Origin of the sequence: Hyphococcus luteus, from assembly GCF_002943565.1 — a bacterium.
Taxonomy (GTDB): Bacteria; Pseudomonadota; Alphaproteobacteria; order Caulobacterales; family Parvularculaceae; genus Hyphococcus; species Hyphococcus luteus.
In genome coordinates, this window is sequence record NZ_PJCH01000003.1 from 232708 (window position 1) to 257606 (window position 24899).

Annotated in this window: 19 protein-coding genes; 3 read left to right on the forward strand and 16 right to left on the reverse strand. The window is 62.4% G+C overall.

What is annotated here, in order from left to right:
• The first annotated feature begins 3 nt into the window (after nucleotides 1-3).
• Nucleotides 4-783, forward strand: coding sequence for a crotonase/enoyl-CoA hydratase family protein (locus CW354_RS03710; protein ID WP_104828705.1), 780 nt, complete (start codon nucleotides 4-6; stop codon nucleotides 781-783).
• Here the strand turns inward: CW354_RS03710 and CW354_RS03715 are convergent.
• Nucleotides 780-1625: a class I SAM-dependent methyltransferase gene (locus tag CW354_RS03715; protein ID WP_165793507.1), complete on the reverse strand. Its 846-nt coding sequence runs from the start codon at nucleotides 1623-1625 to the stop codon at nucleotides 780-782. The two genes, CW354_RS03710 and CW354_RS03715, sit on opposite strands and share 4 nt — an antisense overlap.
• 253 nt (nucleotides 1626-1878) lie before the next feature.
• Here CW354_RS03715 and parE point away from each other — a divergent pair, with 253 nt between their 5' ends.
• Complete coding sequence (parE, locus tag CW354_RS03720; RefSeq protein ID WP_104828707.1) at nucleotides 1879-3873, forward strand: DNA topoisomerase IV subunit B; 1995 nt, start codon at nucleotides 1879-1881, stop codon at nucleotides 3871-3873.
• Nucleotides 3874-4537: 664 nt separating this feature from the next.
• Here parE and CW354_RS22940 read toward each other — a convergent pair.
• On the reverse strand, nucleotides 4538-4849 hold the full coding sequence (locus CW354_RS22940) for a hypothetical protein (protein WP_133162159.1): 312 nt from the start codon (nucleotides 4847-4849) through the stop codon (nucleotides 4538-4540).
• A 139-nt stretch (nucleotides 4850-4988) separates the two neighbouring features.
• Between CW354_RS22940 and CW354_RS03725 the strand changes: the two genes are divergently transcribed.
• Nucleotides 4989-5804, forward strand: coding sequence for a M90 family metallopeptidase (locus CW354_RS03725; RefSeq protein ID WP_104828708.1), 816 nt, complete (start codon nucleotides 4989-4991; stop codon nucleotides 5802-5804).
• A gap of 131 nt (nucleotides 5805-5935) precedes the next feature.
• Here the strand turns inward: CW354_RS03725 and lpdA are convergent, their stop codons facing one another.
• The 14 genes from lpdA to CW354_RS03800 form a co-directional block, all read right to left on the reverse strand.
• Nucleotides 5936-7324, reverse strand: a complete 1389-nt coding sequence (gene lpdA / locus CW354_RS03730; RefSeq protein ID WP_104828709.1) for a dihydrolipoyl dehydrogenase — start codon at nucleotides 7322-7324, stop codon at nucleotides 5936-5938.
• A gap of 178 nt (nucleotides 7325-7502) precedes the next feature.
• The gene (locus CW354_RS03735) at nucleotides 7503-8804 is read right to left on the reverse strand and encodes a dihydrolipoamide acetyltransferase family protein (RefSeq protein WP_104828710.1); all 1302 of its coding nucleotides are present in this window, start codon (nucleotides 8802-8804) and stop codon (nucleotides 7503-7505) included.
• On the reverse strand, nucleotides 8804-9820 hold the full coding sequence (locus CW354_RS03740; protein ID WP_104828711.1) for an alpha-ketoacid dehydrogenase subunit beta: 1017 nt from the start codon (nucleotides 9818-9820) through the stop codon (nucleotides 8804-8806). Before CW354_RS03740 ends, CW354_RS03735 begins: the two co-directional genes overlap by 1 nt.
• Before the next feature lies 1 nt (nucleotide 9821).
• On the reverse strand, nucleotides 9822-11054 hold the full coding sequence (locus CW354_RS03745; RefSeq protein WP_104828712.1) for a 3-methyl-2-oxobutanoate dehydrogenase (2-methylpropanoyl-transferring) subunit alpha: 1233 nt from the start codon (nucleotides 11052-11054) through the stop codon (nucleotides 9822-9824).
• Nucleotides 11055-11280: 226 nt separating this feature from the next.
• On the reverse strand, nucleotides 11281-12996 hold the full coding sequence (locus CW354_RS03755; RefSeq protein WP_104828714.1) for a DUF2207 domain-containing protein: 1716 nt from the start codon (nucleotides 12994-12996) through the stop codon (nucleotides 11281-11283).
• A complete protein-coding gene (locus CW354_RS03760; protein WP_104828715.1) occupies nucleotides 12993-13562 on the reverse strand; it encodes a LemA family protein in 570 nt (189 codons plus the stop codon). Before CW354_RS03760 ends, CW354_RS03755 begins: the two co-directional genes overlap by 4 nt.
• 63 nt (nucleotides 13563-13625) lie before the next feature.
• The gene (gene ligA / locus CW354_RS03765) at nucleotides 13626-15815 is read right to left on the reverse strand and encodes an NAD-dependent DNA ligase LigA (RefSeq protein ID WP_104828716.1); all 2190 of its coding nucleotides are present in this window, start codon (nucleotides 15813-15815) and stop codon (nucleotides 13626-13628) included.
• A gap of 9 nt (nucleotides 15816-15824) precedes the next feature.
• Complete coding sequence (gene recN, locus CW354_RS03770; protein WP_104828717.1) at nucleotides 15825-17540, reverse strand: DNA repair protein RecN; 1716 nt, start codon at nucleotides 17538-17540, stop codon at nucleotides 15825-15827.
• Between the two features lie 102 nt (nucleotides 17541-17642).
• The gene (locus CW354_RS03775) at nucleotides 17643-18623 is read right to left on the reverse strand and encodes an outer membrane protein assembly factor BamD (RefSeq protein WP_243396285.1); all 981 of its coding nucleotides are present in this window, start codon (nucleotides 18621-18623) and stop codon (nucleotides 17643-17645) included.
• A 130-nt stretch (nucleotides 18624-18753) separates the two neighbouring features.
• Complete coding sequence (lpxC, locus tag CW354_RS03780; RefSeq protein WP_104828718.1) at nucleotides 18754-19629, reverse strand: UDP-3-O-acyl-N-acetylglucosamine deacetylase; 876 nt, start codon at nucleotides 19627-19629, stop codon at nucleotides 18754-18756.
• A gap of 248 nt (nucleotides 19630-19877) precedes the next feature.
• Complete coding sequence (gene ftsZ / locus CW354_RS03785) at nucleotides 19878-21488, reverse strand: cell division protein FtsZ (protein WP_104828719.1); 1611 nt, start codon at nucleotides 21486-21488, stop codon at nucleotides 19878-19880.
• Between the two features lie 234 nt (nucleotides 21489-21722).
• The gene (gene ftsA / locus CW354_RS03790) at nucleotides 21723-23009 is read right to left on the reverse strand and encodes a cell division protein FtsA (RefSeq protein WP_165793508.1); all 1287 of its coding nucleotides are present in this window, start codon (nucleotides 23007-23009) and stop codon (nucleotides 21723-21725) included.
• 10 nt (nucleotides 23010-23019) lie between these two features.
• Nucleotides 23020-23889, reverse strand: a complete 870-nt coding sequence (locus CW354_RS03795; RefSeq protein WP_165793509.1) for a cell division protein FtsQ/DivIB — start codon at nucleotides 23887-23889, stop codon at nucleotides 23020-23022.
• Complete coding sequence (locus CW354_RS03800) at nucleotides 23877-24803, reverse strand: D-alanine--D-alanine ligase (RefSeq protein WP_104828722.1); 927 nt, start codon at nucleotides 24801-24803, stop codon at nucleotides 23877-23879. Before CW354_RS03800 ends, CW354_RS03795 begins: the two co-directional genes overlap by 13 nt.
• Between the last annotated feature and the right edge of the window lie 96 nt (nucleotides 24804-24899).

Below are 24899 nucleotides of genomic sequence, written 5' to 3' on the forward strand. Positions count from 1 at the left end.
GCCATGGCTGAACAAAAAGCAGTGCTGACCGAAATCGACGGTCCGGTCCTGACCGTGACCATCAACCGGCCGGCGCGGCGCAACGCCGTCGATGTTCCGACCGCAAAAGCGCTCGCCGAAATCTTCCGCGATTTCGACGCCGACGATGCGCTTTCCGTCGCGATCCTGACCGGCGCGGACGGCAATTTCTGCGCCGGCGCCGATCTCAAGGCTTTGGCGCAAGGTGAAGAAAAACGCGTCACGGAAGACGGCGACGGTCCCATGGGTCCGACGCGCCTCAGGCTGTCGAAACCGGTCATCGCCGCCGTCGAAGGCTACGCCGTCGCCGGCGGGATCGAACTGGCGCTGTGGTGCGATATGCGCGTCGCAGCGGAAGGATCGGTCTTCGGCGTTTTCTGCCGACGCTTCGGCGTGCCGCTGGTGGATCTCGGCACCATCCGCCTGCCGCGCCTCATCGGCCATTCGCGCGCCATGGATCTCATTCTCACCGGCCGGCCCGTCGCGGCGCGCGAAGCCGTCGACATCGGACTCGCCAACCGGCTTTCCGCGAAAGGCGAAGCCCTCCCCGCCGCCAAGGCGCTGGCGGCCGAAATCGCCGCCCTGCCCCAGACCTGCCTGCGCCATGACCGTCTCTCGGCGCTCGAACAATGGGACCTTTCCGAAGACGCAGCGCTGCGCAACGAAATCCGGCACGGCCTCGCGACCATCTCTTCCGGCGAAACGGCCTCCGGCGCGGCGGCCTTTGCCGGCGGGGCGGGCCGCGGCGGCGGCAAAAGAAATTAAACCGGGCGCCGCGCAACAAAGCCGACGCAGTCATATTTCTTCTTTTTGTCCGCCAGGGCCGTTTCCATCAGTAGACGGATGGTTTCCATTCGCGAATGCGCCGGCGGCAGCGCGCTTGTCTCTCCGCCGTCTTTCACGATGCCTTCGCGGATATGATTTTCCGTGGCCCGCCAGGAATTGGTGAAATGTCGCAGGAAGCCGTCATAATAATCCCGCTCGATGGCGAACCCGGCCCCTTCGATCACTCTGCGCAGAGTGTCGGGCGTGAAGAAATAAAGATGGCGCGGCGCATCGAACATTTCCGACATGATGTTGAAGCGTTCGAAATGCGTTGCGGCGCAGTTCGGCGCCTCGCAGAGAAAAACCCCGCCCGGCCGCGTCAGCGAAAACGCCGTCGCCAGCGCTTTCACCGGATCGAGACAGTGCTCGATCGCATGGGTCATGATCACGATGTCGAACAACTGGCCCGCAAGCGATTCCGGCGGCGCCTCGCCGGTTCCCTGATGCGCGGCGATCCCGGCCTTGGCCAGGTTCTCCACCGCTTCCGGATCGGGATCGAGCCCGGCGGCCTTGGCCCCCAGCGCTTTGAACTCCTTCAAAAGATTGCCGTGCCCGCAGCCGATATCGAGCACCCGGATCTCGCCCGCCGGCTTGCCCGCGAGCGCGATCAGCCGTTCAGGCTTGGCGGGATCGCCCTTGTCGAACCGCCAGGCGAGATGGTCGCGCACCCGGTCCGCGAAAGTCACGGCCTCGCCCTTCTGGAAATGCGATTCGCCATGGGTGTAATAGGCCTCGAGCCGGTAAAAAGCCGGCAGCTCCTCTGCAGATGGCAGCGGCTCCACCGCGCCGAGCCCGCAGCGCCGGCAGCGCGTGACGCGCCCGTAGGCGTCGGCCGCAGGGTCTTGGCGTCGATGGGGCAGTTGAGCCAGTCTTCCCGCTCGCCCCCGCAAAGTATGCAGCTTGACATCAAGTTTTCCCCAATCTGCGCGCCGCCGGATTTTCCCGACCCGCGGCTTGTGCTTTGCGCTCAAACGGCAACCAGTCTACATCGTTCTGCCACCAAGCGATTCCGTAAGTGTTAATGAATAGAAAAATATGAGTAAACGTAGCGGCAAAAACGGCTCCGGCGATGACGATCTCTTTGGCGACTATTCCGCCAAGGACATCGAGGTCCTCGAGGGCCTTGAGCCGGTCCGCAAACGGCCGGGCATGTATATCGGCGGCACCGACGAAAAGGCGCTGCACCATCTCTTCGCCGAAGTCCTCGACAACGCCATGGACGAGGCCGTTGCGGGCCATGCGACGCGCATCGAGGTCGAGCTGCATGACGACGGCTATCTCTCGGTGAACGATAATGGCCGCGGCGTGCCTGTGGACCCGCATCCGAAGTTCAAGAAGAAGTCGGCGCTCGAAGTGATCATGACGACGCTGCATTCGGGCGGCAAGTTCGAGGGCAAGGCTTACGTCACTTCGGGCGGCCTTCACGGCGTCGGCGTTTCCGTCGTGAATGCGCTTTCCGACGACCTCATTGTCGAGGTCTGCCGCGGGCGCACCATGTATCGCCAGTCCTATGCCGAGGGCCATCCGCGAACCAAGCTCGAAAAAGTCGGCCCGGCGCCGAACAAGCGCGGCACCATGGTGATGTTCCACCCGGACCCGAAAATCTTCGGCGCCAACGCCAAGTTCAAACCGGCGCGCCTTTTCAAGATGGCGCGCTCGAAGGCTTATCTTTTCGGCGGCGTCGAGATCCGCTGGAAATGCGCGCCTGCGCTCATCAAGGATGACACGCCGTCCGAGGCCGTCTTTCACTTCGAACGCGGGCTGACGGATTATCTGAAAAGCCTCGCAGGCTCGAAACCCACGGTCACCGACGACATCTTCTCCGGCAAGATCGAAAAGAAAGACGAAGGCGGCCACGGCAATCTCGAATGGGCCGTGCTCTGGGGCGCGGCCGGCTTCGGCGAAGCCGACGGCTTCATCCATTCTTACTGCAACACCGTGCCGACGCCCGAAGGCGGCACCCATGAAGCGGGCCTTCGCGCCGCGCTCACCAAAGGCCTCAAGGCCTATGGCGAGCTCTCGGGCGTGAAAAAAGCCGCGAACGTCACCGCCGAGGACGTGCTCGGCACGGCGGGCGTTCTCCTCTCCGTCTTCGTCAGGAACCCGGAGTTTCAGGGGCAGACCAAGGACAAGCTCGCCACCGCCGAAGCCCAGCGCATTGTCGAAAACGCCGTCCGGCCCGCTTTCGATCACTGGCTCGCCTCCAATCCGAAACAGGCCGCGGCGCTGGTCGAATGGGTGGTGGACCGGTCGGAGGAACGCCAGCGCCGGCGCAAGGAAAAGGAAGTCTCCCGCCAGCAGGCGACGCGGAAACTGCGCCTGCCCGGCAAGCTCGCCGACTGCTCCCAGAAAGATCGTTCGGGTACGGAGATTTTCCTCGTCGAGGGCGATTCGGCGGGCGGCTCTGCAAAACAGGCGAGGAACCGCGCGACGCAGGCCATTCTCCCCTTGCGCGGCAAGATCCTCAACGTCGCGAGCGCCACCCGCGACAAGATCATGGCCAACCAGGAAATCGCCGACATCGTGCAGGCGCTGGGCGCCGGGACGGGTCCGAAATTCGACATCGACGCCTTGCGCTACGAAAAAATCATCATCATGACCGACGCCGATGTGGACGGCGCGCATATCGCGGCGCTCCTCATCACCTTCTTTCATGAGGAAATGCCGGAGCTGATCCGCGCCGGGCGGCTTTATATGGCGCAGCCGCCGCTGTTCCGTTTGAGCGCGGGCGGCAAGTCCGTCTACGCCATGACCGAAGACGAACGCGAAAAACTGCTGAAGACCGAGTTCAAGCCGAACCAGAAAGTCGAGGTCGGCCGCTTCAAGGGCCTTGGCGAAATGATGCCCGCGCAGCTCAAAGAAACCACCATGAACCCGGAAAGCCGCGTCCTCGCCCGCGTCGTCATCGCCGAGGACAAGGAAAAAGACTGCGACAGCCTCGTCGACCGCCTCATGGGCAAAAAGGCCGAAGCGCGCTTCCAGTTCATCCAGGAAAACGCCGCCTTCGTGCAGGACGAGCTGGATATTTAAGCGGCAGCCTCCTTTCTGTTGGCGCTTTCACTCGATGCCCCTCCTCCCCCATGTAAATGGGGGAGGCGTCCGCGCAGCGGACGGAGGGGGTTCTTCGCCGCCCACCCCCATCCCCGGCTTCGCCGGTACTTCCCCCGCCCGTGCGCGAAGGCGCACAAATAAAGAGTCGCGCCTTTTGGCGCGGGGCGGGGGAAGAAAGTTCCCGTGAAACAATTTACGCAAAATGGATTCCTCATTTCTTTTAAACCCCGTCTTTTCTGGCGTTCAGGCCGATTTGGCGCCTTTTACACAAAAATGTTTCACGGGATTTTTTGCGCGTTACTTCTCTCCCGGCCTCTCCTTATGCCGACTCCCCACGCTTTAAGCGTGGGGTCCAGCGGCCCATAGCCTGGACGCCACGATCCCCGGATCAAGCCCGGGGCAAGCAAATCGTGGCGAGACGCAAACGGCCAAGCCCTGCGAAGCCTCAACCGGCCTTGCGGAGCTGGCGCGCACCGCATCCTACACCCGCCGGAACAGCGGGGGACGAAATTTAATTCATGAAATTCTATCCCCGCCCGCCCGTTTGGCCTTATCCTTCGGCCCGCCCGGGCGGCGGTTGTTTCCATCGTGACACGTCAGTTGGTGCGCCACACCTCAACATTGAACTTCGAGCCAAAACTACTCAACGCTTCACAAGTGTGAGCCCACGGCGCTGGCAATCTTCTCGGCGTTCGATTTCTTTAAATGATATGTAGGATGAATATCCAACCGAACATATGAATGCAAAACTGAAAGATATAATTCCCAATGTTTCTCCACGTGGAAGTTCAAGATTAAAAAACGGATCAAGAATAAAAGCACGAGTTATTTGGAAAATTAACGCAAATGCCATTCCCCCGAAAACCGTACCCCATAGTAAAATATTCAGTACGGATTTCAGAATAGGCACCTCAGTGTATTCAGTATTTAAATCTCTGAATTCCTGTTCAGACATATGCTGCTCCTCCCTAGCTTTATTCGTCCTCTTCGAAATTAATATCGAGTCAATAAGATCATTGAAATTTACCGCCGCGCGCAGACAAAATAGCTTTACGCGCTGGACATAGCCTCTCCGCCCCCCATATTCCCTCCCCATGAACCTCCTTCTCATCATCCTCGTCGCCGGCGCCGGGCTTTTGCTCGGCGGCTATTGGGCGTTGAAGCGCCGCCGGACCGAGGCGCTGATGGCCGCGCCCTTGCCCGCCGAGCACCGGCGCATCTTGCGCGCGAAAGTGCCGATCTATTCCGCCCTGCCCCATGACATCCACAAGCGCCTTGACGGGCTGATCAACCGTTTTCTCGCAGAGAAGAAATTCTACGGCCAGGGCGGGCTCGAGCTTACCGAAGAGATGCGCGTCGTCATCGCGGCGCAGGCTTGCCTTCTCATCGTCAATAAGGAGAACCGCTGGTTCAAGACGCTCGACACCATTCATGTCTATCCGGGCGCCTTTACCAGCAACACGGCGCGCATCGAGGGTCATGTGCATACGGAGCATCGCCCGGTGCGCGCCGGGGAAAGCTGGGCGCGCGGCCCCGTGGTCCTCTCCTGGGACCAGGCGGCCTATGGCGCTTTCGCCGCCCATGACGGGCATAATGTGGTGTTTCACGAATTCGCCCACCAGCTCGACAACGAGACCGGCGTCACGGACGGCTCGCCGCTTCTCGACAAGGACCAGAGCGCCTCGCGCTGGGCGCAGGTGTTTCGCGCCGCTTACAAACGCCTGCGCGAAGACGCCGCGGCGGGCCGGGCCAATGCGCTCGATCCTTACGGCGCGACGAACCCGGCGGAGTTTTTCGCCGTGGCGAGCGAAGTCTTTTTCGAACAGCCGAAGAAACTGCAGGACGCCGAGCCCGAGCTCTACGAAGAGATGGCGCATTATTACCGCCTCGACCCGGCGGATTGGGTTTAGAGAAGAAATCTCCTCCCCCGTTTACGGGGGAGGTGTCGAAACCGGACGCAGTCCGGTTGAGACGGAGGGGGTGAGCTCACCCCCATCCCCGGCTTCGCCGGTACTTCCCCCGCAAGCGGGGGAAGAGAGTCTTAAATATGCAAGGCGTGGCCGAGCGTTCTGAGGGCCGATTCCTGGAACGCCTCGCCCAAGGTCGGGTGGGCGTGGATCGTGCCCGCGATATCGTCGAGGGTCGCGCCCATTTCGATGGCGAGGCCGAAAGCGGTCGAGAGTTCCGAAACGCCCCTGCCCGCGGCCTGAACGCCGAGCACCAGCTTGTTATCTTTTCGCGCGACAATCCGGACGAAGCCGTCTTCCGCCTCCATCGACATGGCGCGGCCATTGGCGGAGAACGGAAAATTCTGCGAGATGATCTCGTAGCCCGCCTCTTTCGCCTCATTGGGCGACAGGCCGACCGACACGATTTCCGGGTCGGTGAAGCAGACCGCAGGAATCGCCCGCTTGTCCCATGAGCGGTTTTCGCCGGCGACGATCTCCGCGACCATTTCGCCCTGCGCCATGGCGCGGTGCGCGAGCATGGGCTCGCCGGTGACGTCGCCGATGGCGTAAACGCCGGTCATCGACGTCTGGCATTCATCGTCGATTTTGACGTAGCGCCCGTCCATGTCGAGGACGAGATTGTCGCGGCCCCAGCCTTGCGTCTTCGGCGCGCGGCCCACGGTGACGAGGATTTTTTCCGCCTTCACCGTTTCGGCTTTGCCGTCCGCCGTTTCGATGTCGAGGCCCTTTTTCGATTGGCCCTTGGCCTTGGCGCCCAGGAGAACTTCGACGCCGAGGCGCTTCAGGGTTTTCTCGACGGGCCGTGTCAGCTCCTTGTCGTAAAGCGGGAGTATCTTGTCCATCGCCTCGACGACGGTGACTTTGGTTCCGAGCTTCGCAAAGGCGATGCCGAGCTCGAGGCCGATATAGCCGGCGCCGACCACGGCCAGCGTCTTCGGCGGCGTTTCGAGCGACAGGGCTTCGGTCGAAGAGATGACGTCCCCGCCGAAAGGCATGAACGGCAGTTCGACCGGCTCGGACCCGGTGGCGATAATAACATTGTCGGCGCGGATGCGGACGTCTTCATCGCCGCCCGTCACCTCCACCGTCTTGCCGTCGATAAAAGACGCCCAGCCCTTGATGCTGCGCACCTTATTTTTCTTGAGCAGCCCGCCGACGCCGCCTGTAAGCCGTTTGACGATCCCGTCTTTCCATTGAAGCGTTTTCGCAAAATCGATCTTGGGGCTTCCCGCATGCACCCCGATGGCGCTGTCGCCGGCGAAATGCACGGCTTTCTCGAATTCGTCGGCGGCGTGAATGATCGCTTTCGACGGAATGCAGCCGACATTGAGGCACGTGCCGCCGTGATATTGGCCCTCGACAATGACGCAATCGAGCCCGAGCTGGCCTGCGCGGATCGCGGCCACATAGCCGCCGGGCCCGGCGCCGATGACGAGGAGTTTGCAGGAAATGTCGTCCATGTCTTTTCACCGTTTCCATCTTCCGCCTCCCCCTTGAGGGGAGGCCGAAACTGCGCCAGCAGTTTCGGGAGGGGGAGGACGCCGCCTCCGAATTACCGCTCTTTGTTTTGCATCCCCCACCCGAAATTCGCATTCGCGAATTTCGACCTCCCCTCAAGGGAGAGGTGGGATCTTGTGTCTAACTCTCTATGAAGATCATCGCCGGGTTTTCCAGCAGGGACTTGATCCGCTGCACGAAGACCGCCGCGTCCCAGCCGTCGATGACGCGATGATCGAAGCTGGACGACAGGTTCATGATCTTGCGCGGCGTAAACTCCGAGCCGTTCCAGCGCGGCAGCACCTGCATCTTGTTGACGCCGACAATCGCGACTTCCGGATGGTTGATCACCGGCGTCGTGACGATGCCGCCCATCGCCCCGAGCGAGGTGATGGTGATGGTCGACCCGGACAGCTCCTCGCGGCTCGCCTTGCCTTCCTTCGCCGCTTCGGAAAGCCTTGCGACTTCCGCAGCGCAATCCCAGAGGTCGCGCGCTTCGGCGTGTTTGACCACCGGCACCATCAGCCCGGTCGGCGTCTGCGCCGCGACGCCGATATGAACGCCGCCATGCTGATGAATGACTTCCGCCTCGTCGTCGTAAATGGCGTTCAAATGCGGCTGCTCGCCGACCGCTTTCACCATGGCGCGCATCAGGAACGGCAGCAGCGTCAGTTTCGGCCTTCCCTCCTTGCGCGTTTTGTTGAGCTCGGCGCGCAGATCCTCAAGCGCCGTCATGTCGACTTCTTCCACATAGGTGATGGGAACGATGCGTTCATGCGCGGCTTGCATCTTCTCGGCGATCTTGCGGCGCAGGCCCCTGACTGGCACCTCGGCGACGGATGTGTTGCGCCTTAACACCGCGCCGGGAACGCTCGCCGTCTCGCCGCCGCTGTCGAAAAACGCGTCGAGGTCTTCATGGGTGATGCGCCCTGCCGGGCCCGTCCCGGGCACGCGGCGCAAATCGACGCCGGCGTCGGCGGCGCGCTTGCGCACCGCCGGCGAGGCCAGCGGCTTCTCGCCTTCTGCACGGGGCATGGCGGGCGCAGGCGCAGCGCCGTTGGTCTTCGGCTTGTCCGCCTTCGGCGAGGGCTTTTCCGCCGTTTTTTCCGGTTTCGGCTCCGGCGCTTTCTCCGCCTTCGCCTCTTCCGGCTTTTCTTTGGGCTCAGGCGCCGGCGTTTCGCCCGGCTTCACATTGCCGGCGCCGTCCACCTCGAGGCGCACCAGCGGCGAACCGACCGCGAGCACGTCGCCGGGCTCGCCGCCGCGCCAGATAATCTTGCCCTCCACCGGCGAGGGGATCTCCACCGTCGCCTTGTCGGTCATCACCGAGGCGATGATCTCGTCCTCGCGCACATTGGCGCCCGTCTCAATCATCCACTCGACGAGCTCCGCCTCGGCGACGCCCTCTCCCACATCGGGAAGCTTGATTACATGTTCGCCCATCAGGCGTCCTCCATGACTTTCTGCAAGGCCGCCCCAACCCGCGCGGGCCCCGGAAAATAATCCCATTCATGCGCATGCGGATAAGGCGTGTCCCAGCCCGTCACCCGCACCACCGGCGATTCGAGATGGTAGAAGCAGTTCTCCGCAACAATCGCCGCGAGTTCCGCGCCATACCCACAGGTGCGAGTCGCCTCGTGAACAATGACGCAGCGCCCGGTCTTCTGCACGGACTTTTCAATCGCTTCCATGTCGAGCGGCAGGAGCGTCCTGAGATCGATGATCTCCGCGTCAATGCCGGTTTCCTCGGCCGCAGCTTCGGCGACATAGACCATGGCGCCGTAAACCAGCATGGTGACGTCCGCGCCTTCGCGGCGCACCGCCGCCTTGCCGAGCGGGACCGTATAATGCTCTTCGGGAACCTCGCCCATCTCATGCTTCGACCAGGGCGTCACCGGCCGGTCGTGATGGCCGTCAAAGGGGCCGTTATAAAGCCGCTTCGGCTCGAGGAACATCACCGGGTCGTCGTCCTCGATAGACGCGATGAGAAGCCCTTTGGCGTCGTAAGGGTTGGACGGGATCACCGTCTTGATGCCGGAAACATGCGCGAACAGCGCCTCGGGGCTCTGGCTGTGTGTCTGGCCGCCGAAAATCCCGCCGCCGGTCGGCATCCGCACCACCATGGGCACGGTGAAGTCGTTATTGGAGCGATAGCGGATGCGCGAGGCCTCCTGGGTGATCTGATCGTAGCCCGGATACATATAATCCGCGAACTGAATTTCGGCGCAGGGGCGCAGACCATAGGTCGCCATGCCGATGGCGGCGCCGATAATGCCGCTTTCGCTGATCGGCGTGTCGAAACAGCGCTGGGGCCCGTATTTTTCCTGCAGCCCTTGCGTGCAGCGGAAAACGCCGCCGAAATAGCCCACATCCTCGCCAAAGACGACGACATTGTCGTCGCGGTCCATGGCGACGTCCATGGCGGACCGGATCGCCTGAATCATGGTCATGCGCGCCATCTTAAAACCCCGCTTCCTGGCGCTGGCGGCGAAGATGCAGCGGCATGTCTTTATAAACGTCGTCGAACATGGTGGCGGGCGAGGAATGCGGCCCGTCATGGAGCGTGCCGTTTTTCTCGGCCTGTTTCTGGGCCTCGGCGACTTCCACTTCCAGCATCTCCTTCATCTGGTGATGCCGGGCGTCGGACCAGACGCCGCGCTTGATGAGATAGTCTTTCAGCCGCTCCACCGGATCGCCCAGCGGCCATGAGGTCGATTCCTCCTTGGCGCGATACGCGGACGGATCGTCCGAGGTCGAATGCCCGCCCATGCGATAGGTGACATGTTCGATCAATGTCGGCCCCAGCCCTTTGCGCGCGCGCTCCACGGCCCATTTGGCGACAGCGTAAACAGCGAGATAGTCATTGCCGTCGACGCGCAAGGAAGGAATGCCGAAGCCGAGGCCCCTTGAGGCAAATGTCGCCGCCTTGCCGCGGGCGATGCCCTGAAAAGTCGAGATCGCCCACTGATTGTTGACGATGTTCAACACCACCGGCGCGCGATAAGTGGAGGCGAAAACCAGCGCCGAGTGAAAATCGTTTTCCGCCGTTGAGCCTTCGCCGATCCATGAGGTCGCGATTTTGGTGTCGCCCTTGATCGCCGAGGCCATGGCCCAGCCGACGCCTTGAATGAACTGCGTCGCGAGATTGCCGGAGATCGTGAAAAAGCCGTGCTCTTTCGAGGAATACATGATCGGCAATTGCCGGCCCTGCAACGGGTCGGCGGCGTTCGAATAAATCTGGTTGATCATGTCGACCATGGGATAATCGGTCGACAGGAGAAGCCCCTGCTGGCGATAGGTCGGGAAGTTCATGTCGCCGGGCTTCAACACTTTCGAAAAGGCGCAGGCGATCGCCTCTTCGCCGAGCGCCTGCATGTAAAAGCTGGTCTTGCCCTGGCGCTGGGCCATCAGCATGCGCGCATCGAAAGCGCGCACGCGCATCATGTCTTCAAGGCCCGCTTTCACCTCATCATCGGTCAGCATGTCCGCCCACGGACCGACCGCCTTCCCCTCGCGGTTCAAGACGCGGATGATCGTATAGGCGAGATCGCGGATATCGCCCGCTTCCACATCCACCGGCGGCTTCGGCGCGGCGCCGGCTTTCGGGATCGGGACATTGGAAAAATCCGGCTTGTCGCCGGGGCGGAATTCAGGCTCTGGCACATAGAGGGAAAGCGGCTTCATGTCGCTCATATTGTCTCCGGACTTCCTCCCGTCCGAGACTACGCCGGAGGCGTGGACGGATCGTTACGCCTTGAAATCTGGCTTGTTTTGCGGGGATTTAGCCCGCCGGCGCGAGCCCGCGCAATGGCGCGGCGTTACAATCGCGAAAAATGGAGGGGCGGCGTTGTTGGGCGGGGCTTGAAGGTTGAATCTGCCATTGAAACCTCTGCGCATAGCAGAAGATTCAAGCGCGGAATCACCAGCCGCCTCCACCCCCGCCGCCTCCGCCGCCGCCGGAGAAGCCGCCGCCGCCCGACCCGGAAGACGACGAACTTTGCGGCAGCGCTGAGGCGACGCCTGTCGCCATGCCGGCGACAAGCGCGCTGTTGAGGCCGTGAAGGGAGCTGTAACGCCCGCCGTGAGCGCCGACCCATCGCGGCTGGTAATGCGCCGCCTCTTCCGGAATCAGTCTTTCGAAATGGCGCGTCCAGGGTTCTTCGACGCCGAGCGCGACCGCATAAGGAAGAAACCGTTCATAACGCTCCACGGTCATGGGCGGCGGCGCGTCAGAACCGACCTTCACGGCGTCGAGATAAATTTTTTCCGCGGTTTTGAGATAAAGCCGGAAACCTTCGATTTCCGTGCGCGTTTTCTGGCCATGGGGCGTCGGCGCGGGAATGAAATAGGCGAAGGCGGCGAACATCGCGGCGAGCGCGCCAACGCCGGCGGTGTGCGCCCAAGTCCAGCCGACGGAAAATGAAATGGCGGCGATGATTGCAATGATCGTGAGAACGGCGCCGAGAATCAGATACCCGGCGTTCCATTTAAAATAGGGCTTGCCGAATTTCCTGCCGATTTCGCGCTGGAATTTCTTATAGGCGTGCGTGAAGGCGGAGTCATAGCCGTCGCCAAGCGTAAACTCCTCACGCCGATTGAAAACACCGTGCAGGAAGTTGCGTTCCGCCGGCGAGAGTTCCTCTTCACGCCCGCCTTCAAGCAAGGTGAGCTTCGTCTTTTTCTTGCTTTCGGCGTCGATCTTGACTGCATCTTTCACGCCGAGATTGAGGATCGTGGCGATGAGCGCGTCATGGCCCGAAAGCTTGCGCCGATAAACATGATGCGTCGCCGCGGGGGAAAGCCCTTCCGGCGGCTCGTAACGCGGGAAGACCGGGCCCTTGGCCGGGTCCTGTCCGGCCCGGATGAAAGCCCAGCCATAGAAAAGAGACAGAAGCGCAATGGCGCTCGCGAGAATAAGCCCCGACGCGTTGCGCTGAAACCATTCAGCCCGCTTGTCGGCGGCCGAGGGCGGATCGACGACGCCTTTTTCAAAACCAACCGCGACGGTCAGCCCTTCACGCTGTCCAAGCTCTTTTGTCGTTTCGAAAATATGCGCATTGCCGGAAACGGAGTAGCGGTAGGCGCGCCCGCTCGCGCCCTGGCGCCCCGTATAGGCCGCCGTCGATACGACCTTCGCGCCTTTCGGCAGACGGACGACGGCGCGCGCATGCTCGATCGGGAAAAACCAGTAATTCCCCGTGACGTTCCAGTAGATTTCGTCATAGTCGTCAAAATAGCGGACCTGATTTTTCACGCTATATTCGATGACATAGTCATGCCGGCCATGATCGAGAAAGACATCCGCATCGCCAATGCGAATCTGCATGCCGTTTCCCTGCCGGTCGACCGTATAGGGCTCGCCTTTTCCATCGCGCTCGATGCGTTCGATGTCGTAATCGTAGGAATAGCGCACCCCGTCTCTTTTGTAATAGCGCGGCAGGTCGCGAAAGATTCCGCGCCTGATCTGCCTGCCTTCAACCGTAACATCGATGGTTTCGGTGACGAGAATATCGCCGCTTTTGCGGACATCGATCTCCACCGTAAAGTCGTTGATCTCTTCGCGCGCCGACGCCGAAAGCGGCCAGGCGAGCGCGGCAAGGGCGATGAGGGCGGCGAAAACGGAACGCAGCATCATGATGCGTCGGCGCCCATATCGATGGAAGGCGCGGCTTTTTCCGCGGTCTCGATCTCGAAATAATCGCGCTTTTTAAATCCGAACCCTCCGGCAAGCATGTTTACGGGAAAGCTCTGAATGAGCGTGTTCAATTCGCGCACCGCGCCGTTGTAAAAACGCCGCGCCATCTCGATCTTGTCTTCCGTTTCGGCGAGCGCCGTCTGGAGCTCCAGAAAATTGCCGCTGGCTTTCAGTTCCGGATAATTCTCCGCAACGGCGATCATTTTCGCGACGGGACGCGACAGCGCGCTTTCGGCCGCGCCGCGCGCCGCCGGATCGTCGCCGACCGCCATCGCCGCATTGCGCTTTTCCACCACCTCTTCGAAGAGGCTGCGTTCATGAGCGGCGTACCCCTGCACCGCCGCGACAAGTTGCGGAATGAGATCGGCCCGGCGTTTGAGCTGCACGTCGATATCGGCCCAGCCATTATGCGTCATCTGCCGCTTCTGAACGAGGTGATTGTAAAGCGCGGCCAGCGCCACGGCGGCGATCGCCGCCAGCACCAGCAAGACGAGCCATAGAGTCATGATGCGCTCTCCCGTCCGCTCACTATAGGCGCCGCACGTCGCATTTATACCCCTTGACGGCGATTATCCTTTTACAAGCTTCGCCCATTCGTCTTCGGTGAGCACCGTAACGTCCAGCTCTTCAGCTTTCTTTAACTTCGACCCGGCGCCCGGCCCGGCCACCACATAATCGGTTTTCGCGGAAACCGAGCCCGAGACCTTGGCGCCGAGCGCAACCGCGCGGGCCTTGGCCTCCTCGCGGGTCATGGTTTCAAGCGAACCGGTGAAGACGACCGTCTTGCCGGAAACGGGGCTCGATTTCGCCGGGCCTTGCGCTTTTTGCGGCGCTGCTTGCTCCAGAAGCTTATCGACAGCGTCGCGATTGTGTTTCTCGTCGAAGAAATCGATGACGCCGCGCGCGACAAGCGCGCCAACGCCGTCAATCGAGAGCATGTCCTCGTAAGCCTCGCTTTCTTCGTCGCGCGCTTTGCGCGCCGCTGCGTAAAACGCATCGAAATCGCCGTAATGAGTCGCAAAAAGCCGCGCATTGGTTTCGCCCACATGGCGGATGCCGAGCGCGTTGATAAAACGCGTCAGGGAAATCTTGCGGCGCGCGTCGATGGCGTCGAACAGGTTCTGCACCGATTTTAGATTGGTGGGCGGCTTTTCCTTGCCGTTCCTGTCGCGCTTGCGCGCGCCTTCCTCATCGAGATCGTAGCGGTAAAGGTCGATCTTTCCCGCCTCCTGCCTTTCGCGAAGGGTGAAGATGTCCGCCGGTTCGCGGATGACGCCCTCTTCGTGAAAGCTTGCAATCTGTTTTTCGCCGAGGCCCTCGATGTCGAAAGCCTGGCGCGAAACGAAATGCTTCAGGCGCTCCACCATCTGCGCGTCGCAGACGAGCCCGCCGGTGCAGCGCCGGTCCACATCGGCCTTGCCGGTGTTGGGATTGACCTCGTTCACCGCATGAGAGCCGCAGACCGGGCAATGGGTCGGGAATTTATAGGGCTTTGACTCTTTCGGGCGTTTCTTCTTGTCCACTTCCAGGACTTGCGGAATGACGTCGCCGGCACGCTGGATGATCACCGTGTCGCCTTTGCGGATGTCCTTTTCCTTGATGTAGTCTTCATTGTGCAGGGTCGCGTTCGAAACGACGACGCCGCCCACGGTGACGGGTTTCAACCGCGCCACCGGCGTCAGCTTGCCGGTGCGTCCGACCTGGATGTCGATCTTTTCAAGGACCGTCGTCGCCTTTTCCGCCGGAAATTTATGCGCAATCGCCCAGCGCGGCGCGCGGGAGACATAGCCGAGACGTTCCTGATAATCGAGGCGGTCGACCTTATAGACGACGCCGTCAATGTCATAGCCGAGCCTGGCGCGCTCGGCTTCGATCTTCTTGTAATGCGCTAAAAGCGCCTCGACGCTCTCGCAATGTTTAGCGAGAGGGTTGATCCGGAACCCGAGTTTTTTGAGATGCTGGATCGCCTCCCATTGCGTCTTGCCAAGCGCTTCGGTCAATTCGCCCCAGGCGTAAGCGAAAAAATGCAAGGGCCGCGCGGCGGTGATCGCCGCATCGAGCTGGCGCAGCGATCCCGCGGCGGCGTTTCGCGGATTGGCGAAAGGCTCGTGCGTTTTCGAATCGTCTTCGGCCTCGCGTTCGAGCCGTTTGTTCAGCGCTTCGAACTCCTCAAGGCTCATATAGACTTCGCCGCGCACCTCCAAAACCGTCGGCGCGTTCTTCAGGGTTTTCGGGATGTCGGCGATGGTGAGCACATTGGCGGTGACGTTTTCGCCGGTGACGCCGTCGCCGCGCGTCGCCGCAACCATCAAAACGCCCTCTTCATAACGCAGATTGAGCGACAGCCCGTCGATCTTCGGCTCGGCGGTGAAAGCGAGCTTGGCGTCCTCGCCAAGACCTAAAAACCGCCGCACGCGCTTTTCGAATTCGACAACGTCTTCATCGTTAAAGGCGTTGTCGAGCGAGAGCATGGGGATGGCGTGCTTCGACTTTTCGAACTTGGTCGAGGGCGGCGCGCCCACCTTATCCGAGGGCGAGTCTTCACGCTTCAGCTTCGGAAAGCGCTTTTCGATGAGCAGATTGCGTCGCCTCAGGGCGTCATATTCCGCGTCGGAAATCTCCGGCTTGTCATGCTCGTAATAAGCCTTGTCGGCCCGCCCGATCGCGCCCGCAAGACGCTCGAGCTCGGCTTCGGCTTCCTCCGGTTTCAGCTTGTTCACCGGAATTGCTGAATGGTCCTGCGCCTTTTTTTTCGTCATGTCTTTCCGTTACGCCCGTTTGCGCGACTTTTTCGCCGGGGCTTTTTCTTTGGGCGCGTCCACGGACAAAAGCCGGCGGGCGGCGGCGCGCGCTTCGTCCGTCACTTCAGCGCCCGACAGCATGCGGGCGATTTCCTCGACGCGCGCGCCGTCTTCAAGCGGCGTCACCCGCGTCAGGGTCGAGGATTTCGTCTGCTTCTTCTCGATGCGCCAATGGGCGCCGGCGCGGGCCGCGACCTGCGGACTGTGGGTGACCACGAGAACCTGCGCGTCCGAGGCGAGCCGCGCCAGCCGCTCGCCCACCGCATCGGCGACGGCCCCGCCGACGCCTGCATCGACTTCGTCGAAGATGATGACCGTGCGGTTTTCCTTGGCCGCGAGCGCGGCTTTCATGGCGAGCACGAACCGCGACAGCTCGCCGCCCGACGCAATGGTTTTCAGCGGTCCCGCCGGGGCGCCCGGATTGGTGGCCACCATGAACTCCACCGCATCGAAGCCGTCCGATGTCGGGTGGCTTTTGTCCGTTGCAATGTTGGTTTCGAAAACCGCCTTGCCGAGTTTCAACGGCGCCAGTTCTTTCATGACGGCGCTGTCGAGTTTTTTGGCCGCCGCGGCGCGCTCTTTCGACAGCGCCGTGGCTGCCTTTTCAAAAGCGGCCTTCGCGTCTTTCACGTCTTTTTCAAGACTCTCGAACGCCGCCTCGCCCATCTCGAGATCTTCGAGCGACGTCTTCGCCTTTTCAAGGAAAGCCGCGAGCCCGTCCGGCGTCACGCCGTGTTTGCGCGCCTCGGCGCGCAGGGCGAAAAGCCGCTCTTCGACGCGGTCGAGCTCGTCCGGATCGGCGCCGAAGCGGTCGATGGCCGCTTCCAGGGCGCTGCGCGCTTCGGCCGCCTCATTCAGCGCCGCATCGAGCCGCGCCGAGGCGACGCTTAAAGGATTGTCTTTCTCGGCGAGGAGGCTCGCGGCCCGGTCGATCCGGCGCAGGGCGCTGGCGAGCTGTGCGTCGAAGGCGCCTTCGCTCATCGCCGTCATGGCGGCGTTCAGGTCTTCTGCGATCTTGTCGGACGCCATCAGCTCGGTGCGCCGTTCGGCGAGCGCGGCTTCTTCATCCGCCTCAGGGGCGAGTTTCGACAAGCGCTCGACCACATGCCTGAGATAATCCGCCTCGCGCGCCGCCGCGTCGCGGTCGCGTTTTTTTTCCTCCAGCGCGTCTTCAGCGTCGCGCCAGCGCCGCCAGAGCCCCGCGACCTCGCCCGCTTTTTTCTGCAAGCCGCCGAATTCGTCGAGCATGCCGCGATGCGCCGAGGCCGTTAAAAAGCCGCGCCCGTCATGCTGGCCGTGAATCTCCACAAGGGTTTCGCCGACGGTCCGCAGCATCGCAATCGACACGGGCTGGTCGTTGACGAAGCCGCGCCCGCGCCCGTCGGCGCCCTGCACCCGGCGCAAGATCACCTGATCCTCGCCCGCGTCGAGGCCGTTTTCCTCGAGCACTTTCCAGACCGGATGCGAAAGCCCCGGTTCGAAGATGACCGAGACGACGCCCTGTTTCGCGCCCTGGCGCACGGCGCCGCGTTCGGCCCGGCCGCCGACGGCGAGCCCGAGCGCGTCAAGAAGAATGGATTTGCCGGCGCCGGTCTCGCCGGTAAGCGCGGTCAGGCCGCGCCCGAGCGCCAGGCGCGCCTGGTCGATCAGCACGAAATCCTGAATATGAAGCGCGATCAGCATCGACCGGAGCGGCGCCTTTTCACTGGATACCCGTTTGCCTGAAAACGGCGAGAGAGCCCCCTCGCCTGTTTCCTCCGTGATGTATCGCAGTTTGACGGCCCGTTAAAGCGGCTCGCGCGCCTCGTCGATCGGGCTTTGCGGCGCATTGCCCCGCGGCTCAAGCCTTTCAAGCTCGTCCGGCGAGGGCGGCTCAAGAGCCTCCTGATTGCTCATATCCGCCTCATCGAGCGTTTCCGACGCTTTTTTAAGTTTCGCCGGCTTGGATTTGGGCTTGCCGGAGCCCTCGGCGAGGATGCCGCGTTCTTTGAACAGCTTGTAGCTTTCCTCGTACCAGCGGCTGCCGGGATAGTTGTAGCCGAGAACGGCGGCGGCGGCGCGCGCCTCGTCGATAATGCCGAGCTCGAGATAGGCCTCCACGAGACGGTGCAGGGCTTCGGGAACGTGGCTCGTCGTCTGGTAGCGCTCGACCACCGTCTTGAAACGGTTGATCGCCGCAATGTGCTTGTTCTGCTTCAGATAGAAGCGCCCCACATACATCTCCTTGCCGGCGAGGTGATCGAAAGTGAGGTCGAGTTTCAGCCGCGCGTCGCGCGCATATTCCGTATCCGGATAACGCCGGATGACGTCGTTCAGGGCCTGGACGGCGTTGTTGGTGTAATCCTGGTCGCGGCCCACATCGCGGATGCGCTCGTAATAACACATGGCTTTCAGGTAATAGGCGTAAGCGGCGTCCTTGTTGCCGGGATGCAGCGAAATGAACTGGTCGATCGCCGTCACCGCTTCTTCGTAATCATTGCCCTGATAATAAGCGAAAGCCTTCATCAGCATGGCGCGGCGCGCCCAGGCGGAGTAAGGGTGCTGGCGCTCGACTTCCTCGAAATAGGCGATGGCGTTGTCGTACCGCTTGCGCTCGAGCTCACGGGTGGCGCTTCTGTAGAGCGTTTCCACCGGACGCTCCACATAAGCGAATTTCTCTTTCTTCTTGCCGGATGAACTGCAGGCCGCGACGGCGAAACAGGCGAGGATGACGAGGAGCGCTTTACCGAGGAACGCAAAAGGCTTTTTCACTGGGACCGACTTCACCTGGAGAGGCCTTTCGGGACGCGGCCGCGCGCCGACTGCCGGCGGGGCCTTGGGGGCGAAAAACCGTTCTAGTTGGGCGCAGGCGGGGCTGTCAAACAAGGATGGACGGCCGATCCCGGCCCCTTTCAGATCAGGCGGTGGCGGAGATCGGCTGGGCCGTCTCGCCCGCCGCTTTCGCCAGCGCCATGGCCGCCCGCGTATTGAGGTCGTGGCCGGGGCGGAACGCCTTGATGCGCCCGACGATCGGCGCGCCGACAAGATAAAGATCGCCGACGAGATCCAGCGCCTTGTGCAGCGCAAATTCCGCTTGGTCGCGCAACGTGTCCTCGTTGAGCAGCTTTTCGCCGTCGACGACCAGCGCGTTGTCGAGCCCGCCGCCGCGAATGAGGCCGGCGTTTTTGAGCGCCTCCACCTCTTCCAGCCGGACAAAGGTGCGCGCCGTCGACAGCCGCACGAGATCCTCCGGATCTTCGAGATCGATGGAAAGGGTTTGACGGCCAATGAGGCAGCCCGCGAAATTGATTTCGATATCGAGCCGGCGGCCCGCAAAGGGTTCGAACTCGATCCAGCGCTTCTCGTCGCCGATGCGGATTTTTTCCTGAACCACCGCCGGATGGCGATAGGCGGAAAGTCGTTCGTGGCCGTTTTCAGCGATGGCCGCCACAAAAGGCGCCGCGCTGCCGTCAAGAATGGGAATTTCCGGGCCGTCGACTTCGACAATGACATGGTCGACGCGGCTGAGCGCCAACGCCGCCATCAAATGCTCCACCGTGCCGATCCGGGCGCCGTCGCGATTGGCGAGGCTGGTTCCGTGATCGGCGCTGACGACGTTTTCGGGACTCGCCTTGATCTGAGCGCCGTCTCCCTCTCTGCCGAGGCAGCGGAAAACAACGCCGCCGCGCGTCGCCGGCAAAAGGCGCACCCGGCACTCCGCGCCGCTGTGAAGGCCGACGCCGGAAAATTCGATTTCGCTCGCAATTGTCCGCTGGCGCGCGGGCTCACTCATACTCGTCTCGCTAGTCCAGTGCGGGTCCCCAACAGCCGCATGACCATAGCGGACTCCCGCCGGACAATGCGCTATTTTTGTTAAGCATAGATGATTTTTGCGTATGCGAACACTGCCCCTGGTCAATGTTTATTTCCGATTCTTGCAGAGGCTCGCGCGCCCTCAAAATCAAAAAACCACGCCGGCAGGCGCTGCTGCCGGCGTGGTTTTGTAAGAGAAAACAAGGTATTGCCTCCTAAGGGCGCGGCTTAGCCGGTCTTCTTCTTTCTCAAAAAGGACGGGATTTCGAGATCGGCGTCTTCCTGGTCGTCGAACAGGTCTCCGCGCGGCGCGCCCGAGGGTTTCGGCGCTTCGGGCGCGCGCGGCGCGGATGCCGCCTGGCGCCCGGCCCGGCGCGGCTCTTCCTGGCCGCCAAGAGATTTGAACATGTCCACCGCCGCTTCAAGGGAATGCTTGCCGAGCGCCTGGGCGCTGCGGAAGGGATTGGCGGTTTCGCCCTGACGCGGCGTTTCCTGGCGCGGCGATTCCTGACGCACAGGGCGCTGCGGCGCGGATGCGCGAACCGGGCCCTGGGCCGGATTCTGGGCCGGGGTCGGGGCTTGGGTCGGCGCGGCGGCGCGGGTTTCGGCGACGCCGCCTTCGGTCAGCATCTTGCGGATGCGCTCATGCACGTCGCCCACCGGATTGGCGCCTGGCGCCGCGCCGCGAGCCGGCGCGCCCGGCGCGGACTGCGGAGCCGGGCTCGAAACACTCGGCGCCGGCGAAGCGGCGGCGCTTGGGGCCGACGCGCTCTGGCTGGAAGCCGCAGGCTGGTCCACCGGGGTCGGCTCGCGCCAGGGTTTGGAGACGGCGCCGGTGTTGACCTTGATCTGCGGACGCGGCTGTTCTTTTTCCTCGATGTCGATGCCGGTGGCGACCACCGAAACGCGCACCCGGCCCTCGAGATCCTGATTGAAGGTGGAGCCGACAATAATGTTGGCGTCGGGATCGACTTCGGCGCGGATGCGGTTCGCCGCTTCGTCGACCTCGAACAGAGTCATATCCATGGACCCAGTGATGTTGATGAGGACGCCTTTCGCGCCTTTCATGGAGACTTCGTCGAGCAGCGGGTTCGAGATCGCGGCTTCGGCGGCCTGAATGGCGCGCTTTTCGCCTTCGGCCTCGCCGGTTCCCATCATCGCCTTGCCCATCTCGCTCATCACCGTGCGGACGTCGGCGAAGTCGAGATTGATGAGGCCCGGCATGACCATGAGATCGGTAATGCCCCGGACGCCCGAATGCAGGACCTGGTCGGCCATGGCGAAGGCCTCGTGGAAGGTCGTGCGCTCATTGGCGATGGAGAAGAGGTTCTGGTTCGGGATGATGAGCAGCGTGTCCACATGCTTTTGCAGCTCTTCGATGCCCGCCGTCGCCAGCCGCATGCGCCGCGCGCCTTCGAAATGGAAGGGCTTGGTGACGACGCCGACGGTCAGGATGTCGCGCTCTTTCGCCGCCTTGGCGATCACCGGCGCCGCGCCCGTCCCCGTGCCGCCGCCCATGCCGGCGGTGACGAACAGCATGTGGCAACCGCCCACATGTTCGAGAATTTCATCGAGCGACTCGTCGGCCGCCGCCCGCCCGATATCGGGAATGGACCCAGCCCCGAGACCTTGCGTGGTCTTTACGCCGAGCTGGATCTTTTTTTGCGCCTTGGACAGGCCCACCGCCTGTGCGTCGGTGTTCGCCACAACAAACTCGACGCCCTCGAGCTGGCTTTCGATCATGTTGTTGACGGCGTTGCCGCCCGCCCCGCCGACGCCGATCACGGTGATGCGGGGTTGGAGTTCCGTGAGTTCCGGCACGCTAAGATTGATTGGCATGGATGTCTCCGCTGATGCGCATGTTTTTCGGGCGGCTTTATCGTTGAGATCCGGCGCCCTTCCCCGATGGTTAATCCGTCGTTAAAGACTCGTTCAGAACCCTTTCCAAAAGGTTAACAGCCCCTTAACGAGTCGCTTTCCCGCCCGATTTTTTCGACTCTCTAAACGCCGGGCGGAATGATTTTTAAAGCGCCCGCCGGACGGCCTGACATGCCGGTCCCAAAGAGCGCTTTTTCAGAACTTCGCGCGCAACCAGGCTTCAACATTGCCGAGCACGGACGATCTTGCCCCTGCATGAGGTGATTGGCGCAAAAGACCAAGCCCGCTTTCGCTGTTTTCGTCCAAATTCGCATAATGCTGGACAAGCCCCGCGCAGACGGCGAAGCCCGGCGCCGAGACCGCTTCCGGCGAGCCGGCAATGGCGGCGGGCCGGCCGAGACGGCTTTTCATGCCAAGGCTCCTTTCGGCGACTTCGCGCGCGCCGACGAGGAGCGAGCCGCCGCCGGTAAGGACCGCGCGGCGCAGCCCCGAACGGCGCATGCCGTCATTGGGAAGCTGTTCGCAAACGAGTTCAAATATCTCTTCAAGCCGCGGCAGGATGACTTCGCTGACATCGGCGCGGCTCGCCCGCACGCTCTCGCCCTGAACGCCGAGTTGCGGGAAGTCGATGAATCGGTGCTCGTCGCCGGGGCCGATGAGCGCCGAGCCGTAAAGCGTCTTGATGCGCTCGGCATGGACGAGCGGCGCGCCGAAAATCTGCGCGATGTCGCGGGTGATATGGCCCGCGCCGACAGGCGCCCCGCCGCATTCGACGAGCGCGCCATTGTCATAGACTGCAAAGCCGGTCGACGCCGCGCCGATATCGATCAGAACGACGCCGAGCTCTTTTTCGTCTTCGAGAAGCACCGCTTCGGCCGCCGCATAAGGCGCGGCGGCGAAATCCGCGACTTTCAAATCGCAGCGTTCGATCAGGTCGGCGAGATTGTCGAGATAGCTCTGGCGCGCCCCGACGGCGAACATCTGCGTCGAGAGAACGCCGCCCGTAAGACCGACAGGATCGCCAAGCCCCTCCTCGCCGTCGAGCTTGAAGCCCACGGGAAGCGCATGCAGCGGCGCACAATCGGGCGGCGTCGCGATTTTAAGGCCTTCCGCGAGGCTGTCGTCCACGTCTTCCTGGGCGACGACGCCGCCGGCGATTTCAAGATCGACGCCGATGCGCCTGGCGCGCAAATGCCGGCCCGGGACGGCGACGATGAGCCGGCCCACATGTTCGCCCGCCATGCGCTCGGCGGCTTCGACCGCATTCCTGACGCCGGTTTCTATCGCTTCGGCCGAAGCGGGCCCGCGGGCCGGCGCCGGCGCGCCGTAACAGCCGACGCCGACGATCTCCGCCTGCGGCGCGAAATCCTCTTCCTCATGCACGCGCGCGATGAAGCAGGAAATCTTCGAGCCGCCGATATCGAGCGCGGCGGCAAGCGTCTCGTCCTTGCGGCGTTTTCTGGTTTTGTGTTTGTGCGCCACTAGCGTCCCATCAGTTGACGCGGCCGAGAGGCTTGTCCATCTCCATCGCGCCTTTTGTTCTGTAGACGAAGTTTTCCGGGTCCCGTAAATCGACATATTCGAGCGGCTCGTCAAGCAAGCCGGTTTCGTCATGCAGGCGCGCCAGATAGCGCACCGCCTCGCCGAGCCCGTGCTCGGGAAATTTCACATCGACGCCGTTTTTGGTCTTCAGATTCCAGCGCCGGTCCGAAACGCGGATCAGCGCCGAGGCGCGTTGCCAGAGTTCGGGTTCAACATGCAGCGCCTTCAGCATCTCAGAGGCCGCGCCGGGGGCGCCGGCGCCGACGATCAGCGGCAGGTCGGCATATTCATAGGCGTCAACCTCGCGGATGATCGCGCCCGTATCGTCGATGAGATGCAGCGCGCCGGACAATTGCCAGACGGCGGCAGGCTCGCGCTCGCGCACCGAGACATGAATGGTGTCGGGCATGAGGCGCGACACGGCGGCGGCGCGCACCCAGCCGAGCTGCTCCACCGCGGCGCGGGCGCGGTCCGCATCGAAATGCAGGATCGAGGCGCCCATCACCGGCCCGACAGCGGAAAGAATTTCGTCCTCGCTCACATGGTCGACGCCGCGCGCGGTGATGCGCCGGACTTCGAACCCGGCGGTGACGGCGCCGGCGCCGGCGACGCGGGAGAGCTTCTCGCCCATCAAACCGATATAGCCCCCGGTCCACAGGAAGCCGAGCGCCACAAGCGCGATCAAGACGGACCCTGCGAGCGCGGCGCGGGACATGTTCGTCCAAATCGCGCTGATGCGGTCGAAAAAGCCTTCCTGCTTTTTCCGCGAGGATTTGCGCTTTGTCGTCTTACGTCCGTTTTTCTTCTTTACCTTTGGCATGATGCATCCTCCACCATCCATGCGCAGAGTTCTGAAAACGATATGCCGCAATGACCCGCCTGCTCCGGGGAAAGCGACGTCGCCGTGAGACCCGGCTGCGTGTTCACTTCAAGGCAATAGACCTGTTCGTCTTTGGCGCCAGGGTCGTAACGGAAATCGGCGCGGGAAAGCCCGCGGCAGCCAAGGGCGTGATGGGCGCGCAGGGCCAAATCCATGCAACGGTCTGTTACCGCGTCTGGAATGTCCGCGGGCAGCACATGGCTCGATCCGCCGGCGGCGTATTTCGCCTCATAATCATAGAAAGCGAGCGATGTGGTGATTTCGGTGACGCAGAGCGCCCGCTCGCCCATCACCGAGACGGTAAGCTCGCGCCCAGGAATGAATTTCTCCACCAGCACGTCATCGCCGAGAGACCATTCTTTCGAGGTCAGCTCCGCCGGCGGACGGTTCTCGCCCTTGCGGACAATAAAGACGCCGACCGAAGAGCCTTGCGCATTCGGCTTGATGACATAGGGCGTCTCCATGACGTGGCCCTTCGCCGCCTCTTCGCGCGAAACGATCCGGCCGAATGGCGAGGGAATGCCGGCGTCTTCGAACACCGCCTTGGCGCGCTGCTTGTCCATGGCGAGGGACGAGGCGAGGACGCCGGAATGGGTGTAGGGAAGCCCCATCACCTCGAGGAGCCCCTGGACGCAGCCATCCTCCCCCCATTGTCCGTGGAGCGCATTAAAAACCGCATCGGGTTCGGCTTCGAGCAGACGCGCGGCCATATCGCGCCCCGCGTCGATCTCGAACACCTCGTAACCGGCTTCCCGCAAGGCCTTCGCCGCCGCCGCGCCGGAATTGAGGGAAACCTCGCGCTCCGGCGACCAGCCGCCTTTCAGGACTGCAATGCGGGTGTGCTTTTTTGTCATAAGGCAACGGGCAATAGGGAATAGGCAAAGGAGCGCTTCGGCGCCCGGCTTAGGAATAGGGAAGCATTCGGCGCGTTAAGATTTTGTTTACGCTGC